Consider the following 314-nt stretch of genomic DNA (forward strand, 5'->3'; position numbering starts at 1 on the left):
CGCGACCCATACATCCGGTAGACAGCAGCTATATAAGGTTCAGCAAACCTATTCTTTCGTATCCAGTTTTCAGGGCGTAATGTTCTGACTTTGCAAGCGTCCCCGAGCGCTGCATCGACAATGATTCGGGGGACAAGCGTGGCGGTGTAGCTCAGCTGGCTAGAGCGTACGGTTCATACCCGTGAGGTCGGGGGTTCGATCCCCTTCGCCGCTACCATTACCTTTTTATCGTAACATATGGAGGATTAGCTCAGCTGGGAGAGCATCTGCCTTACAAGCAGAGGGTCGGCGGTTCGATCCCGTCATCCTCCACC

Annotated in this window: 2 tRNA genes; both read left to right on the forward strand. The window is 54.1% G+C overall.

The annotated features are described in order from the left end of the window. Positions 1-140: 140 nt before the first annotated feature. Positions 141-217 (forward strand) — tRNA-Met (locus FGT79_RS30750). Between the two features lie 22 nt (positions 218-239). Then, a tRNA-Val gene (locus FGT79_RS30755) sits at positions 240-312 on the forward strand. Positions 313-314: the final 2 nt, after the last annotated feature.

Source organism: Paenibacillus sinopodophylli (assembly GCF_005930355.1).
In the GTDB taxonomy this organism is placed as follows: domain Bacteria; phylum Bacillota; class Bacilli; order Paenibacillales; family Paenibacillaceae; genus Pristimantibacillus; species Pristimantibacillus sinopodophylli.